The organism is Rhizobium sp. BK313 (assembly GCF_014193655.1).
Taxonomy (GTDB): domain Bacteria; phylum Pseudomonadota; class Alphaproteobacteria; order Rhizobiales; family Rhizobiaceae; genus Rhizobium.
On record NZ_JACHZQ010000001.1, the window covers coordinates 702,295 to 717,929 of the forward strand.

Genomic DNA, 15,635 nt, shown 5'->3' on the forward strand with positions numbered 1-15,635 from the left:
GAAAATCAAGCCGCCTGCGCCAGCTCGTCCGCGATGACAGTGTCGAGGTTCAGGAAGCAGACCATGGTCTTTTCCAACGCCACGATGCCACGGCAGAAGGCACGCTGCGCTTCCGGAATGATCTCCGGCGGCGGCTGCAGATCTTCGCTCTTGATGCTCATCATGTCGGAAACCTGCTCGACCAGCAGGCCGACGAGCTTGCCAGCAATATCCGTGACGATGATGGCAGACCGTTCGGACGGTTCGGTCATCTTCATGCCGAGGCGGCAGGCCATATCGATGACCGGGATCACCGCGCCGCGCAGGTTGATGAGGCCAAGCACATAGGGCGGCGTGTGCGGCATCGGCGTCACCGGCGCCCAGCCGCGGATTTCGCGGATAGCCATGATATCGATGCAGAATTCCTGATCGCCAAGATGGAAGGAGACGATCTCCAGGTAGGCGCCCGATTGTTTGATGGCATTCGTCATGGTCAAGGACTTCCCGTTTGGCGCCGGCGGCAAGCGGCGGTCGTGATTGAAAAGGGATCGGCTGAGGCGGCCAGGGCAGCGACAGCATCCGGTGGCTTTGGCGCTCGAAAGCGCTTCGCTGCTCCGGCGGGCGTCATGCCCTTCTGAAAGAAGATCGGTCTGCCGCGTATTCGGCGGCTGGCGAGTCGGACCTCGCCTTTGTGTTTCGATGTTGGCGCGGAGTGGTTAGGATTGGTTTAACGTGTGGGCGTCTTCCGTATCTTTGCGCTTGGCCCGGATTTTCCGGACGTGGAACCGCCAGATACGGTGAACTATGGACCTCGATATCGAGATGGGGTCACCCGTGCGTCCAAAAACATCTTCTTGAATTGCGTCCTCCACTTCAACCCGCTACACCCACGCAAAGATGCCCGCTGCCCCACATATCGAGCCGAAGCGGGCATGGTGAGGAAAAGCAGCGATGAAGACCGTTCGGATTGTTGTCTGGATAGCCGTGGTGATTGTGGCCGGGCTGTTAGGTTGGTTGAGCTTTGGCACTTTCAAGTCCCCTGAGGCTGCGAGCGAGGGCCCGTACGGGGTGCCGTTCACGCTGGTCGCGCAGAATGGCCAGCCGATCAGCGACCAGGCATTCCGCGGCAAACCCACGGCGCTGTTTTTCGGCTACACGCATTGTCCCGACGTCTGCCCGACGACCCTATTCGAGCTGAATGGCTGGATGCAGAAGGTTGATCCCGACGGGACGAAGCTCAACGCCTATTTCGTAACCGTCGATCCGGAGCGCGATACGCCCGCGATCATAAACCAGTATGTCTCCAACGTCTCGAGCCGCATCACCGGCATTTCGGGTGATCCCGGCAAGGTGATGGATATGGTCAAGGGCTTCCGGGTCTACGCCAAGAAAGTTCCGCTCGACGAGAAGGACCCGAACGGCGACTATACCATGGATCACACCGCCTCCGTCTTCCTGCTCGACTCCACCGGCCGTTTCGCGGGCACGATAGCCTATCAGGAAGACCCGGACATAGCGGTCAAGAAATTGGAAAACCTGATCAAGAAGGGATAGACGCGCCGATGGGGGACGGGGCCGGAGGAGAGCGGAAAACCAAATCCATCCTGATTGCAGGTGCGGGCCCCGCCGGCCTGACTGCGGCCTTGGAACTTGCCCGCCGCGGCTTTGTCCCGCGTATTATCGATGATGGCCAAGGGCCAGTGCCTCTGGAAGAGAGCCGGGCGCTCGGCATCAATGCCCGCACATTGACGCTGCTTTCGGCCTCCGGCGTCACCGACCATATTGTCGCAGCCGCCCAGCCGATCGGACATTTCCGCATCCGTTCCGGAGCGAAGGTCCTTGCCGATGTCGATACAAGGCGGTTGCCGGGCCGCTTTTGCGCGATTCATGGCTTAGCGCAGGGAGCGACCGAACGGTTGTTGATTGCAGCGCTTGCGGCCTACGGCATTGCGCCGGAGTGGCAAACGGCAGTCGACGCGGGAATAATCGCCGATCTTCTGAAACCGGAGGTGACGCTGCGGCGTGCGGATGGGGCTACGGAAACGGTTCGCCCGGACATCCTCATCGGGGCCGACGGTGCGCATTCGGCCGTCCGCAAGGCGCTTGGTGCTGGGTTTCCCGGCGAGGCGCTGGAGGCTTATTTCTATATCGCCGATTTTCGGTATGCCAAACCGGTGGATGCACATTTCGCCGAAATCACGCTTTGCGATCCCGGTATGCTCGGGCGTTTGCCGGTGTCCGCCGATGTGCTGCGTTACATTTCGACGTTGGAAGACTTCGAAGGCCGTATCGTTCATCCGGAGGTGGTTGCCGAGAAGACATGGGCCTCGCAGTTCCGTATCCATTTCCGCCATGTTGAGCCGATGGCCAAGGGTAACGTGTTCATGGCAGGCGATGCGGCCCATATTCATTCCCCGGCGGGAGCGCGCGGTATGAATCTCGGCATAGAGGATGCCTGTTGGCTCGCCTGGCTCATTGCGGAAGGCCGCGAAGAGGAGTATTCGGCCCTCAGAATTCCAGCCGTGAAACAGGTGCTGAAGCAGACCTATGGCCTGACCCGACTGGTCACTATGAAAAATCCGCTGGCGATTGCCATGCGCAATCTGTTCGCGCCGTCGCTTCTGCGTTTCGGACCTGCACGGCGTAGGCTGCTTCATAGTATCGCCGGCTACGACACGCCAAGGCCGCCATGGATCGACTGGGCTGAATAAGAATTAAGAGAGACCGAAGACTTGAGTGAAATCCGCCTGTACGTGACGACGACCGAGAAAAAGGCCGAACAGATTCTCGATCTGATGACGCCGGTGTTCGAAGACGAAGAGTTGCCGATTGCCACCACGGAGATCGATGAAAAGAAGGATATCTGGGAAGCTTCGATCTATCTCTACGCAGATGACGAAGACGACGTGCGCGCCCGTTTTGCGAGTGTGTTGAAACGTGCTTTTCCCGAGCTCGTCATCGAAAGGGAAGTCATTCCCGATGTCGATTGGATTGCCAAGTCGCTGGAGGGATTGAAGCCGGTTCGGGCTGGGCGTTTCGTGGTGCACGGCTCACATGACCGCGACAAGGTGGGGCCGAGCGATATCGCGATCGAGATCGATGCCGGCCAAGCCTTCGGCACGGGCCATCACGGCACGACGGCGGGTTGCCTGGAGACGATCGAAAAAGTGCTCGCCAGCCGTCGGGTGCGCAATGCGCTCGATCTCGGCACCGGTAGCGGCGTGCTGGCGATCGGCGTGCGCAAACTGCGCAATATTCCAGTTCTTGCCACCGATATCGATCCAGTTGCGGTTCGTGTTGCCCGCGAGAACGTCCGCCGCAACGGCATCGCCTCCGGTATCGCACTGGAGACGGCGCCTGGCTTCCATTCCACAGCCTTTTCCCGCCACGGGCCGTTCGATCTGATCATCGCCAATATTCTTGCCAGGCCGCTGATCAGGATGGCGCCGCAGCTGGTTGCCCATCTTGCTCCCGGCGGCTCGGTGATTCTTTCCGGCATCCTCGCCGAGCAACGCTGGAAAGTACTGGCGGCCTATAACGGTGTGAAGATGCGCCATGTGCGCACCATCTGGCGCAACGGCTGGGTCACGATCCATCTCGACCGGCCTTAGAATCCTTCGCCCCGCCATGCGGGGAGAAGGTGGCTTGGAGCAATCGAGCAGAGCGACATCGCGGCAAGTCGGATGAGGGCCTTCTCGATTTCAGCGGCATTTGCAGAATATGCCGGACCCTTTGCCCCTCACCCTCACCCTATCGCCGCGAGCGGGGAGAGGGGACTTTACCGTAGGTCTTAAAATGCAAAAGGCGGTGCCGAAGCACCGCCTTGCAGATCGGTATTTGACCGATCCTGCCCGCGAGCGTGTGGAGGAGGAGTGCTCAAGCGGGCTCTACCGTTCTGGATGCGAGCCGGGGAGGGAGGAGGAGTTCCGGACCGCGATCCAATACGAACGCGTAGTTCTGTAACTGTTAGTGGCGACCGCCACGGTTTGTGCCGATTGCCTTCGACGTTTCGACTTCGAGCTGACGAAGCGCGCCGATGGAGTGGCGTACGGTGCGACGCTCGCCTGCCAGCGCCGGGCTAACATATGCGGAGCGATAGATTGGCATTGTCATAGTCCTTTTCGAGTGGGTTCGCCGTGAACCCGTTTGATGCGCTCCATATAGCGACTCGCCCTTTTGCGTGGCAGGGGGCATGTTTCATGGGAGCTATGCAGTTCATGCATATTGCCCGCCGTTAAGATGTCACAATCGACTTCGGCTGCTCACGAAATGGGCGAATTCGTTAACGCGCGATTCTCCTCACTTGGGTGTTCATCAGTCGGCGCTCCTTATCGGATCAATAGCGCGCGATCCGGTCGGAAAATCGTTTCACACTTCTCGCGATCGTGCTCTAACATGCTGTCACCGCTCAGTTTCACGGATTCTCGATCAATTTCGGATTACGCTATGTTCCAGTCTTTCGACGTCACTTCCACCCCGCAATTCGGCCGCGAACGTGTCACCGGTTTACGCGCCGCCTTCGGCGATCTCGGCATTGATGGCTTCCTCGTGCCCCGCGCCGATGAATATCAAGGCGAGTATGTGCCCAAGTGTTCAGAGCGACTGGCCTGGCTGACCGGCTTCACTGGGTCGGCGGGTGTTGCGTTTGTGACACAGTCTCAAGCCGTGGTTTTCGTTGATGGCCGCTATGTGACGCAGCTTGCCGAACAGGTCGACAAATCGGTCTTCACCGGTGGCGATTTGGTTGACGAGCCGCCGCATGTCTGGTTGCCGCGTCATGCGCCAAAAGGTTTCAGGCTCGGTATCGATCCGTGGCTGCACACCGGTGCCGAGGTCCGGCGGTTGGAAAAGGCGTTGGCGGAAATCGGAGGCAAGCTCATCTTCCTGACACACAACCCGCTCGACAAGCTCTGGAGCGATCGGCCTGCTGAGCCACTAGGGGCCGTCATCATCCAGGACATCGCGCAAGCCGGTGTGCTGGCCAGAGACAAGCTGGCAACGATTGCGGCCGATCTGAAGGCCAAGAACCTCAAGGCGGCACTGATCACCGATCCGTCTTCGGTCGCCTGGATATTCAATATTCGCGGCAACGACGTGCCGCATACGCCGCATCCTCTTGCCCGCGCCATCATCCATGCCGAAGGCGAAGCGCAGCTCTTCCTCGACAAGCGCAAGACCAAGGTCGAGGCGGAGGCCTATCTGGCGCAGATCTGCAAGCAGTTGCCACCTTCCGATCTCGCCAAGCAGTTGGGCGCCGTCTCGGCGAATGGCGGGCGCATTTTCGTCGATCCCGATCTGGCCTCCTACGCGCTGACAGACATCATCCGCCGCGAGGGCGGCGAGGTGGTGGAAGGCACCGATCCAGCCCGGCTGCCGCGCGCGCGCAAGAATGCCGCAGAAATCAACGGGTCGGCCGCAGCTCATCTGCAGGACGGTGCCGCTATGGTCGAATTCCTCTATTGGCTGGACACCAGCAAGTCGGGCACGGTCACGGAAATTGCCGCCGCCGAGCGACTGGAGGCAACCCGGGCACGCGTCGGTCAGAGCATGCAGAACCCGCTGAAGGATATCTCCTTCGACACCATCGCCGGTGCCGGTGAGCATGCGGCGATCATGCACTATCGCGTCACGACGGCGACAGACCGGCTGATCCAGGCCGGCGAGCTGTTTCTGATCGATTCCGGTGCGCAATATATCAATGGCACAACCGACATCACTCGCACGGTGGGTATCGGCGCTGTCTCCGAAGAGCAGAAACGCCTGTTTACGCTTGTGCTGAAAGGCATGATCGCCATCAGCACGGCGCGTTTCCCAAAGGGCTCGCGCGGCTGCGATCTCGATCCGCTGGCGCGCATCGCGCTGTGGAGAGCTGGCGTAGACTTCGCTCATGGCACCGGCCATGGCGTCGGCTCCTACCTTTCCGTACATGAAGGCCCGCAGCGCATCTCGCGGCTATCGACGCAGGAGCTGCTTCCCGGCATGATCCTGTCGAACGAGCCCGGCTATTATCGTCCCGGCCATTTCGGCATCCGCATCGAGAACCTGATTTACATTCGCGATCCTGAGGAGGTTGAAGGCGGCGACATGCCGATGCTCGGTTTCGATACGCTGACCTTCTGCCCGATCGACCGCAGCCTCGTTCTTCCGGAGCTGCTGACGCATGACGAGCTGCATTGGCTGAACGACTATCACGTCAAGACCCGTGAGGCGCTGATGCCGTTGATCCACGATCCGGACATCCTGGCCTGGCTGGAGAATGCGACGCTGGAATTGAGTCGCTGAGGAAGGGGCTCTATCTCGCCTGCCAAGGGTGAGATGGAGCCCATCTCGTTCTCAAATCCCGATGAAGTGCCGCCACGCCATCACGACAATCCAGCCGGCAATCAGCATGAATGTCGGCGAGAATCGCAAGCCCGCCAATAACGCCGCTGCCATCGCTATCTTGGTATCCCAGCCGCCGATGAAGAAGGCGGGGGCGACGAGAGTTGTCAGCACGGCCGCGGGCACTGCATTCAGTGCCGCTTCGACGCGTGGAGGGATGCGGGTCATCTTGGTAATGAGGACGTAGCCGCCGATGCGTGTAAGGTAGGTCACGACGGCGGCGGCGAAGATCAGCAGGACCATATGCGGGTCGAAATCGGTCATGGTCAGACCTCGTGATTTTCGGTGACAAGGTCGGGTTTGCGATTCGACTTGACCGGCGGCAGCACAGCCGCAAGGGCAACGCCGGCCAGAGCGCCGATGCTGACATGCCAGGGCGAACCGACATAGCGATAGGCAATGGCAGAGGCAGCGGTGCTGGCGATGACCACGGGCAGGAAGTTGTCGCGTTTGCGGAAGCCGATGACGATGCCGAGGAAATAGACCGGCAGCAGAATATCGAGGCCGATCGTCTTCGGATCGCCGATGAGGCTGCCGAGCAGGCCGCCGATGAGGCTCAGCACCACCCAGGGGACATAGACCATCGCGGCAAAGCCAAAGTACCACGCAAAGGTGACCGGCTTGCCACTCTCGTTGCGCTTGATCGTTTCGGCGAATTGCGGATCAACCAGAAGGAAGAAGGTGAGGAATTTTTCGACGGGCGAGAAATGCCTGATGTAACGCGCGATTGCCGCCGAATAGAGCACATGGCGGAAATTGACCGCTAGGATCGACAGCACGATCAGCCACGCTTGGACGTTATGGCCAAATAGATCGAGGCCCACCATCTGGCTAGCGCCGGCATAGACCGTGCCGCTCATAAGGGTCAGCTCGCCTAGCGACATGCCTTGGTCGCGCGCCAGGGCCCCAAACAATGCGCCGAAGGGCGCGGCTGCGAGGCCGACGGGGATACCACCCTTCAACCCCTCAAAAAAATCCGCGCGACTCATTGCCCGCTCTGTCCTTTATGGAAAACCTTTCGAGCTGTAAGCTGCGTGTGGGATGCCGGCAATTCAATTTCCTTGATAGGACAATTGATTTCGTTGATCTAGCCGTTTGGATTTGCTCGTAAAACGTTGGAGCGCAATACGTGAAGAACATTACTTTCCCGAAAGAGGAAAAAGCCGCGATCGTGGCTCGGCTTCGGCAATATTTCTCCGACGAACTCGACCAGACGATCGGCGCGCTGCCGGCGGAATTCCTGCTCGATTTCTTCACCACCGAAATCGGTCCGCATTTCTACAATCAGGGCCTGCGTGATGCCCATGCGGCGCTGATGACCAAGATGGAGGATTTCGGCGAGGCGATCTATCTTTTGGAGAAAGAGGCGGTAAGCCATCCACAGCCGGGGAAGCGGTGAACAATCGGAAGAGCAAAGTTAAACTGAGAGGCTGCGGCACGTCCCGCTACTTTTTCACCTGAAATATATGCTCCGCGCCTGGAAATGTCCGGGCTTTCACCTCTTCCGCATAGGCCTCCGCCGCCTTTGAAATCACCGGCGCCAATTCAGCAAAATGCTTCACGAAGCGGGGTTTGAAGTCGTTGAAGAGGCCAAGCATATCGTCGGAGACGAGGATCTGGCCATCGCAGGCTGCCGACGCGCCGATGCCGATGGTGGGGACGGCAATCGACTGGGTGATCTCGCGGGCGAGGGGCTCCACCGTACCTTCGACGACGATCGCGAAAGCACCGGCTTCAGCGATCGCTTTGGCGTCAAGGCGGATCTTGTCAGCTTCCTTGTCGGAGCGACCGAGCGAGCGATAGCCGCCTGTGGTGTTGATCAGTTGCGGCATCAGTCCCACGTGGCCGAAGACCGGCACGCCTCGGTGCGTGAGGAAGGCAACGGTTTCGGCCATTTCTTCGCCGCCCTCCAGCTTGACGCCGTTGCAGCCGGTTTCTTTCAAAATGCGTGCCGCATTGCGAAAGGCCTGTTCCTTCGATTCCTGATACGAGCCGAAAGGCAGGTCGACGATGACGCAGGCCTTTTTTGCGCCGCGCATGACGCCCTGACCGTGGGCGATCATCATTTCCAGCGTTACCCCGACCGTCGATTCCATGCCGTATAGAACCATGCCGAGGGAATCGCCGATCAGGAGCAGGTCGCAATGCGGGTCAAGCAGGCGGGCGATCGGTGTCGTGTAGGCCGTGAGGCTGACGATCGGGCGGGTGCCCTTCATCGCCTCGATCTGTGCGGGGGTGATGCGCTTGGTCTGTCCGATCGTGCTCATCTCAGGCGGCCTTGTCGCTGGCGGCCTGCTTGAGACCAATGACGCGGTTGTCCAGTAGTCGGGTGGTGCCGAAGCGGACGAAGAGGGCGACGAGGATAGGCTGTCCCTGCAGTTTCGTCAGCGGTTCCAGTGTATCGGGATTTCGGACAGCGGTGACTTCGGGCATTGCCAGCGGCTCGCTGGCAATGAACGCACGCAGTGCTGCCTCGAAGGCGGCGGGATCGTCGGCGCCCTCACCATAGAGCCGTTCGGCTTCAGCCAGCGCTTGCGGTACGATGTCGGCGGCAGCGCGCTCTTCCTTCGAGAGGTAGACGTTGCGCGAGGACAGCGCCAAGCCATCGGCATCGCGGACGGTCGGCACCGGCACGACGCGGACCGGCTGAGCCAGATCGTCCACCATGCGGCGGATGATCGCCACCTGCTGATAGTCTTTCTCGCCGAAATAGGCGCTGTCGGGCTGGACGATGTTGAAAAGCTTGGTGACGACCGTGGCAACACCGGAGAAATGGCCGGGGCGAACCGCACCCTCCAGTTCCATCCCAAGCTTCGGCACATCGACGAGCGTCGCCATCGGCCGCGGATACATGTCGGCCACACCGGGTGCGAAGAGGAAATCGACCTTGGCGTCGCGCAGCACGGCGCTGTCGCGCTCGAGGTCGCGCGGATATTTTGCAAGGTCCTCGTTGGCGCCGAATTGCAATGGATTGACGAAGATCGACACGACGACAATGTCGTTTTCCGCCCGGGCGCGGGCGACCAACTCCATGTGGCCGGCGTGCAGATAGCCCATGGTCGGCACCAGGCCAATGCTTTTCCCGGTCTTGCGGTGGAAGGAAAGGTGTTCGCGCAATGCGGCTATCGTGGTAATCGTTTCCATGCTGGCACTCCTCCACGGACTGACGCCGCCCAACGCCTCTCCGTCTCCCACCCCTTTGATTTGGCGCGTCCTTCTAACGTGTGCGGTGCAAAAAGGCAATTCAAGGAGGACATCCTCTGGCCCCTGTCCATCATATGTTGCGCATATAGCTTAGCGCTTTTCTCAATCTTTTGCTGTTAGCTGCCGCCATGGCAAAGATCGTAGCGTTGGCGGCATATTTTTATCAGGCGGCGGTGGCCTTCGGGCTGCTGATCGCGGTCGCGCATTTGCTGTCGCCGGCGGATTATGCCGCTTATTCGCTGTTCATCTCCATCAGCCAGTTCGCGGCGATCTTCTGTTTCGAATGGATCCGCTTCGCCTGCAGCCGCTTCTATCCGGGCCAGGCGGCAGGCAGCGAGGCAGCGGAACGTACGGCATTGAGCGTCCAATTTGCTGCTTGCGCCGTGATCTGCATCCTGGCCGCGGTCGCGTCGACCTTCTTCGCCGTGCCGACGGAGATCGCGGTGCTCGGGGGCCTGGTAGCGATCTTTCAGGGCGGCAGCGACCTGCATCTGACTATGCTGCGTTTCCGTCAGGAGTTTCGGGCCTTCTCGCGGCTGCAGGGTTCGCGGGCCACAATTCTGGCGGTCGGCACATTGGCCGGTGCGGCGATCATGCCGAATTTCGCTTATGCGGTCGCTGGCTTGCTCGCCGGCTATGTCGCCTATAGTGCGCTGGCAATGTTCCTGACCCGCAACAGTTTGCGCGAGGCGGCCGGTTTCCAGCTGCCCCTGGTGCGAAAGCATTTTGTCTATGGCAGTGTCGCGGCCGGCGCCTCGGTCATCGGGCTTTTGGCGCCGCTTGGGTTGAAATCGATCCTGACGGCAGCATTGGGAGCAGGAGGGGCAGCGGGCGCGCTATTGGCGCTCGACCTGTTGCAGAGGCCTTTCGTGCTCATTGTCTCGGCTCTGCAGGCTATCCAGTATCCCGATGTGGTCGCAACCTACGACCGCGAGGGCGCGACACCGGCGTTCAGGCGGCAGCTTGGCGCTTATTATTCGCTGCTTACGGGTTTCACCTTGATGACGGCAGCAGGGATCTTTGCGTTGCTCCAACCGGTCGGCCAATTCGTCATCGCACAGGGTCTGCGCGATGGCTTTTTGAGTGCAGCGCCGTTCGTCACCGGCCTGTCGGTCTGCCGGGCCTTGACGCTCAACATGCTGCCGACGCCGGCGCATCTGCGCCATCGACTGCTGGCAATCTTTTTGCTGGCCGTAGTGGATTGCGCGCTGCTCAATGCAGGCGCACTTGCAGGCGGTTATCTTACTTCCTTCAGCGACGGCGCACTGGTGGCGGGCGGCATGATCGGGGCGCTGATCGCAATGGTGATCGGCGTGAAAGTGCTGATGGCGCTGCCCTTTGATTTCATCTGGCAGCCGGTTGTGCTTTCCGCCGCCGGGCTTGCCGTGCCGGTATTTGCGACCGCCGGCTTCGATTATTCGCTGTGGATTTCGGTCGGCACGGGAATCGCCGGCGGCGCGGCCTTCTGTCTGCTTGGCCTCTACAGCTATTTCGTCAAGATGTTCCGCCCGCAGACCCAGTCGTAGATCATAGATCTTCCAACATGGTCAGCACCCGGTCGGCGCTGCGGTCCCAGGAGAAACGGGCAACATTCTCGCGGCCCCTTTGGCGCAGGTCCTCGCGCAGCGTTTCATCGCCGGCGATCTGGCGCATGGCCGCAACCAGTTCATCCTGCCGGGTCGGGTCGAAATAGAGTGCGGCGGTGCCGGAGGCTTCTCGCACGGCGGGGATGTCTGCGGCGAGCACCGGGCAACCCTGCGTCATGGCCTCGAGCGGCGGGATGCCGAAACCTTCATAGAGACTTGGGAAGACGAAAGCGGTGGCGTGGCGCTCGAGCGCGGCAATTTCTGCGTCGCTGAGCCGCCCGGGAAAGAGCATGTGATCGTTCGATTCGGGGCCATCCGATTTGAACACAGTCGGCGCGGTGCCGCCGACGACCACCAGCTTCTGATCGGGGTCGCCCAGCGCCTCGAAGGCGCGAATGGCGAAATCGAGGTTCTTGTTCGGCTTCATCGTGCCAACCAGCAGAAAGAAGCCATTCGTTTTGAGACCCAGGCGCCCGATAATCGTCTCATCCGGCTCGATGGCGGCGAAATGATCGACGGCGTTGTAGACGACATCGATGCCGTCGGAAGGGACATGGAAGACGGAGGCCAATTCCCTGCGCGAGAATTCCGACACGGTGCCGATCTTCGCGGTGCGGGTCAGCACCGAGCCGAGTGCGCCGTGCAGCAGGCGATAGCTGCGCTTGAAGGATTGTGGATGACGGAAGATCGTCACGTCATGGATGACCACGGCCTGGCGGCGATGGAGCAGCGGACCGCTGCCCCCGAAGCCGATCAATCGCCCGCCTCGCGAATGGGCAAGCAGCGCCGTCTGTTCCCAGACGTGTCCGGGGCCGGAGCTGAAGGCGTCGACCGATATGGCCGAAAGCCCGATATCGACCGGGGTATCGCGCGGGACGGCCAGCCGCCAGTTGATACCCTTCAGTGCAGCGGGCACAGTGCCGGCAGCGATCTTGCGGTCGAGCGCCAGCGTCAGCTCGCGGGCGAAACGCTGCACGCCCGATAAGGGCTGGCTGAGGAAACGGCCGTTGATGGTGATCGACTGCACGCGAAATGTCCCAATATCTTCAATATCGGGAACAGCTTGCGCCATTTTCTTTAGAGAAGGTTTAGCCTGATAGGAGGGATTTTAAGCAAGTGCGTCTTCGCTGCCGATGATGGTGACGCCGCGTACCCGCATTTCGTTGATCGCCGCCTCGACACCGGCCGGATCGATGCCTCGGCTGGCGTCCTCGATGAATCGGACCGTAACGCCCGGCAGCATTTCAACGGCGTCCAGCGCCGAAAATTTAACGCAATAATCCGTCGCCAGCCCGCAGATGTCGAGTTGGGTAATGCCCTCTGCGCGCAGGTGCGCGGCAAGCCCGGTGAGGGCTGCCTGATCATTGTCGCGGAAAGCGGAATAGCTGTCGACGGTCGGGTTCTGACCTTTCTGCTGGATGAAGTCGATACCGTCGAGGTTCAGGTCAGGGTGAAGCATGGCGTCTTCGGTATTCTGGACGCAATGATCCGGCCACATCATCTGCGGCTTGCCGGTGAGCATGCCCATTTCGAAGGGCTTCTTGCCGGGATGGGCGGAGGCGAAGCTGCCGTGGTCTGCGGGATGCCAGTCCTGGGAGGCGAGGACCATGTCGTATTTGCCGCTATCGATCAGCCTGTTGGCGATAGAAACCACCTGATGCCCATCCGGCACCGGCAGATTGCCGCCGGGGCAGAAACCATTCTGGATGTCGATCAGCAGCAGCGCTTTCATGGCTATCCTTCCATCTCTATTGCGCTGCAACGATGTCAAGCGTTGCGCGTCGGATCAAGCCTTTTATGCCCCACCTGAAGATAAGGTGGGGCGCGACGGTTTTCGAGAGGTTACGCGGGCTTGTGGCCCTTGAGGCCGTAGAAGGCGATGTAGGCATAGCAGATGATGGGCATCAGGAAGGCGAGATGGATGCCGATGGTGTCGGCAAGTCCGCCCTGGATCACTGGCAGGACAGCGCCGCCGACAATGGCGAGGCAGAGGATGCCAGAGCCCTGGCTGGTATATCTGCCGAGACCGTGCAGCGCGAGGCTGAAGATCGTCGGGAACATGATTGAGTTGAAGAGGCCAATCGCCAGCACCGACCACATGGCGACATGGCCTGTCGAGAGCACGGTTATCAGCAGCAGGACGGCAGCGATTGCGGCGTTAAAAGCCAGCGCCTTGCCGTCGTCGACATGGCGCATGACCACCGAGCCGATGAAGCGGCCGATCATGGCACCACCCCAGAAATAGGAGACATAGTGGGCGGCATCGGCCTCCGAGAGATGGGCGATGTCCGGCTGGCTCAGGAAGTTGACCAGGAAGCTGCCGACGCTGACTTCGGCGCCGACATAGAGAAAGATGCCGACCGCGCCGAGAACGAGGTGGCGATATTGCCAGGCCGATCCACCACCACGCATGGGCTCGATCGTCTCCTCGTCTTCGACCTCCGGCAGTTTCAGCGCCGCGAAGACGGCGGCAAGCACCAGGAAGGCTGCGGCGAGCAGTAGGTAGGGGAATTTCACTGCGCTGGCTTCGGTAAGCCTGATCGCATCGAGCTGCTCCGGCGTCGCATTGGTGATTGCGACCGTTGCAGCTGAGAGGATCAGCATGGCGCCGAACCAAGGGGCGAGCGTGGTACCGAGCGAATTGAAGGCCTGCGTCAGATTCAGGCGGCTGGCTGCGGTATCGGGCGGGCCGAGCACGGTGACATAAGGGTTGGCTGCGACCTGCAGGATGGTGATGCCGGCGGCGAGCACGAAGAGGGCGCCGAGAAAGAGCGCGTAGACTCGGTAACTGGCGGCCGGGATGAAGAGAGCGCAGCCGATCGCGGCGATGACGAGGCCGACGACGATGCCCCATTTATAGGTGATGCGCTTGACCAGCGCGCCTGCAGGCAGTGAGACGATGAAATAGGCGCCGAAAAAGCAGAGCTGGATCAGCATCGATTGGGTGTAATTGAGCTGAAAGACGCTCTTCAGATGCGGCACCAGAATGTCGTTCAGGCAAGTGATGAAGCCCCACATGAAAAAGAGTGAGGTGAGTGCGATGAGCGCGAATTGATAATTGCCCTGGCCTTGGCGTGCGGATGCACCGGCGCTTGTGGGCGCAGAGCTTGTTGCTATGCCAACCACTTTTTTGTCCTCGAATTTTGATTTTGCCAGACGAGGGTGGGGGCCCTTGGGTAAGCCGAACGGCAGGCTGGCAACGGCTTGCCGGGAGATCGCGAGACGCGCGGTAACTCGAAGCCGCAAAACTCGATATAAGCGATTGGTCCGAGATTGGTAGTGTGCTAGCGATGCGGATTTGGCACGGCTGGGATGCTGTGAGCGGGATGGAAAACGTCTCCCGTCAGCGATTTTGCCAGCGTCCGGAGCGGCGAGCTCGTACCGTCCTAGTCCTGATGGCTACCCGGCAGTCGCTGTAATTGCAGAGCGGGCCCCCGGGGTTATTCGGGGGCCTGTGTGGCATCTCTATCGTGTCGCGTCACCTCGACGGTATTCAGCGGTGAGATCGTCAAGCTTCGCCTTTAGGTCCGGTTCGAGCTTATAGTCTGCGGCTGCAAGCGTGTCAGCTAATTGCTCTGTCCGGCTCGCCCCGAGAATGACTGAGGTGATCGTCGAATTTGCTAGCACCCACGCTATCGCGAGCTTTGTCAGAGGTTCGCCGATTTCGTTGGCTATCTCGCGTAGCTTGCCGACTGTCTCGAATTCGCGCTGATGCCAATAGCGAGCCATGTACATGGCGCCGAACTGACCGACTTCTGCTGAGAAACGTCCGGTATCGGGCTTTTCATCAGGTTGATATTTTCCGCTTAGGAGACCACCAGCGAGAGGATTGAACGGGATAACTGCCAGATTCTCCTCTTGGGCAAGCGGTAGCAGTTCGCGTTCGATCTCTCGAAACAGAAGGTTGTAACGTGGCTGCGCAGAAACAAAACGCGCCAACCTCAAAGTGTCTTGGCGGCCGATAGCACGCGCCAAGCGATAGGCCAGGAAATTCGAGACGCCAATATAGCGCGCCTTGCCCGACCGAACGATCGCGTCGAGCGCCTCGACGGTTTCGTCCAGTGGCGTCTCGGCGTCGTCCATATGAACCTGATAAAGATCCACATAATCGGTATTCAGGCGACGGAGGGATGCGTCGATAGCATCGAGCAAGTGCTTGCGGGACGAGCCGTGATCCCATGAGGATGCTCCCATTGGCCCCCCGCCCTTGGTTCCGAGAATGAAACGGTCGCGCTTGCCCTTCAGCCAGCGGCCCGTGATTTCCTCGGATCTTCCCACCTCGGACATAGTGGCGCCGCCGGGGTATATGTCAGCGGTGTCGATAAAATTCACGCCGGCATCCGCCGCCTTATCAAGGACCCGAAACGATTCGGCTTCGTCGGTTTGTTTGCCAAACGTTCCAGTTCCAAGGCAGAGGCGGGACACCATAAGACCGGTGCGACTAAACTTTTTGAATTGCATGAAAGCTCCGTTCAACAGAAGGCC

At 60.2% G+C, this 15,635-nt stretch carries 16 protein-coding genes; 6 read left to right on the forward strand and 10 right to left on the reverse strand.

The features are described from left to right. Window positions 1–5: 5 nt before the first annotated feature. Window positions 6–470 carry a chemotaxis protein CheW gene (locus FHT86_RS03320; RefSeq protein WP_028752375.1) on the reverse strand — a complete coding sequence of 155 codons (465 nt, stop codon included), beginning with the start codon at window positions 468–470 and terminating at the stop codon, window positions 6–8. Window positions 471–930: 460 nt separating this feature from the next. Here FHT86_RS03320 and FHT86_RS03325 point away from each other — a divergent pair, with 460 nt between their 5' ends. Genes FHT86_RS03325 through FHT86_RS03335 form a run of 3 tightly spaced genes read left to right on the forward strand, consistent with a single transcriptional unit; the run spans window position 931 to window position 3,590 of the window. Beyond that, window positions 931–1,533, forward strand: coding sequence for an SCO family protein (locus FHT86_RS03325; protein ID WP_133705520.1), 603 nt, complete (start codon window positions 931–933; stop codon window positions 1,531–1,533). An 8-nt stretch (window positions 1,534–1,541) separates the two neighbouring features. Next, the gene (locus FHT86_RS03330) at window positions 1,542–2,690 is read left to right on the forward strand and encodes an FAD-dependent oxidoreductase (RefSeq protein WP_133705521.1); all 1,149 of its coding nucleotides are present in this window, start codon (window positions 1,542–1,544) and stop codon (window positions 2,688–2,690) included. Between the two features lie 21 nt (window positions 2,691–2,711). Further along, window positions 2,712–3,590, forward strand: coding sequence for a 50S ribosomal protein L11 methyltransferase (locus tag FHT86_RS03335; protein ID WP_133705522.1), 879 nt, complete (start codon window positions 2,712–2,714; stop codon window positions 3,588–3,590). 355 nt (window positions 3,591–3,945) lie between these two features. Here FHT86_RS03335 and FHT86_RS03340 read toward each other — a convergent pair whose 3' ends face one another. Then, a complete protein-coding gene (locus FHT86_RS03340; RefSeq protein ID WP_166656711.1) occupies window positions 3,946–4,086 on the reverse strand; it encodes a hypothetical protein in 141 nt (46 codons plus the stop codon). 339 nt (window positions 4,087–4,425) lie between these two features. On the opposite strand from FHT86_RS03340, the gene FHT86_RS03345 reads away from it, so the two are divergent. Further along, a complete protein-coding gene (locus FHT86_RS03345; RefSeq protein ID WP_133705523.1) occupies window positions 4,426–6,261 on the forward strand; it encodes an aminopeptidase P family protein in 1,836 nt (611 codons plus the stop codon). Between the two features lie 51 nt (window positions 6,262–6,312). On the opposite strand, the gene FHT86_RS03350 is transcribed toward FHT86_RS03345, so the two are convergent. Together FHT86_RS03350 and FHT86_RS03355 are read right to left on the reverse strand one after the other, a co-directional pair. Continuing rightward, complete coding sequence (locus FHT86_RS03350; protein WP_133705524.1) at window positions 6,313–6,624, reverse strand: AzlD family protein; 312 nt, start codon at window positions 6,622–6,624, stop codon at window positions 6,313–6,315. 2 nt (window positions 6,625–6,626) lie between these two features. After that, the gene (locus tag FHT86_RS03355) at window positions 6,627–7,349 is read right to left on the reverse strand and encodes an AzlC family ABC transporter permease (protein ID WP_133705525.1); all 723 of its coding nucleotides are present in this window, start codon (window positions 7,347–7,349) and stop codon (window positions 6,627–6,629) included. Between the two features lie 140 nt (window positions 7,350–7,489). Between FHT86_RS03355 and FHT86_RS03360 the strand changes: the two genes are divergently transcribed. Beyond that, on the forward strand, window positions 7,490–7,759 hold the full coding sequence (locus tag FHT86_RS03360; protein WP_133705526.1) for a DUF2164 domain-containing protein: 270 nt from the start codon (window positions 7,490–7,492) through the stop codon (window positions 7,757–7,759). Window positions 7,760–7,805: 46 nt separating this feature from the next. Here FHT86_RS03360 and panB read toward each other — a convergent pair whose 3' ends face one another. Both panB and panC read right to left on the reverse strand, forming a co-directional pair. After that, entirely contained in the window at window positions 7,806–8,627 is an 822-nt protein-coding gene (gene panB, locus FHT86_RS03365; RefSeq protein ID WP_133705527.1) for a 3-methyl-2-oxobutanoate hydroxymethyltransferase, read from the reverse strand. A gap of 1 nt (window position 8,628) precedes the next feature. Then, the gene (gene panC, locus FHT86_RS03370) at window positions 8,629–9,504 is read right to left on the reverse strand and encodes a pantoate--beta-alanine ligase (RefSeq protein WP_133705528.1); all 876 of its coding nucleotides are present in this window, start codon (window positions 9,502–9,504) and stop codon (window positions 8,629–8,631) included. 188 nt (window positions 9,505–9,692) lie between these two features. Between panC and FHT86_RS03375 the strand changes: the two genes are divergently transcribed. Next, window positions 9,693–11,090: a hypothetical protein gene (locus tag FHT86_RS03375; protein ID WP_133705529.1), complete on the forward strand. Its 1,398-nt coding sequence runs from the start codon at window positions 9,693–9,695 to the stop codon at window positions 11,088–11,090. Window position 11,091: 1 nt separating this feature from the next. Here the strand turns inward: FHT86_RS03375 and FHT86_RS03380 are convergent, their stop codons facing one another. The 4 genes from FHT86_RS03380 to FHT86_RS03395 form a co-directional block, all read right to left on the reverse strand. After that, window positions 11,092–12,177: a glycosyltransferase family 4 protein gene (locus FHT86_RS03380; protein WP_133705530.1), complete on the reverse strand. Its 1,086-nt coding sequence runs from the start codon at window positions 12,175–12,177 to the stop codon at window positions 11,092–11,094. 81 nt (window positions 12,178–12,258) lie between these two features. Then, window positions 12,259–12,882 (reverse strand): bifunctional nicotinamidase/pyrazinamidase, encoded by a 624-nt coding sequence (pncA, locus tag FHT86_RS03385; protein ID WP_133705531.1) that lies wholly within the window; start codon window positions 12,880–12,882, stop codon window positions 12,259–12,261. A 110-nt stretch (window positions 12,883–12,992) separates the two neighbouring features. After that, complete coding sequence (locus FHT86_RS03390; RefSeq protein WP_133705532.1) at window positions 12,993–14,276, reverse strand: sugar MFS transporter; 1,284 nt, start codon at window positions 14,274–14,276, stop codon at window positions 12,993–12,995. A 339-nt stretch (window positions 14,277–14,615) separates the two neighbouring features. Further along, the gene (locus tag FHT86_RS03395) at window positions 14,616–15,626 is read right to left on the reverse strand and encodes an aldo/keto reductase (RefSeq protein ID WP_210297587.1); all 1,011 of its coding nucleotides are present in this window, start codon (window positions 15,624–15,626) and stop codon (window positions 14,616–14,618) included. Window positions 15,627–15,635 lie beyond the last annotated feature (9 nt).